Source organism: Clostridium sp. UBA5119 (assembly GCF_002414285.1).
GTDB classification, from domain to species: domain Bacteria; phylum Bacillota; class Clostridia; order Clostridiales; family Clostridiaceae; genus Clostridium_J; species Clostridium_J sulfidigenes.
Window position 1 is genome coordinate 23,366 of record NZ_DHYX01000045.1, and the last position, 313, is coordinate 23,678.

Consider the following 313-nt stretch of genomic DNA (forward strand, 5'->3'; position numbering starts at 1 on the left):
CTAAGAACTCTGTTTATATTAAAATCGTTAATTAAAAATTAAAAAATCCACAATAAAATAGTTATTGACTTATAATAGTTATAAAACTATAATTAATATATGTTTGTAACTGTTATATACTTATAAATAATATAATATCATAATTTATATAAATTAATAAGTATTTTATAAGATTATTATAAATAAATTTTTTTAAAATTGCAAATAAACTGATAAATCGTAAATACTATTGTTATCTATGTTCATATAGCATAGGTAATAAAGTATTTTGTTTTTAGTTTATTTCTTAGTAATTCATTATTGTAAGAGGGAG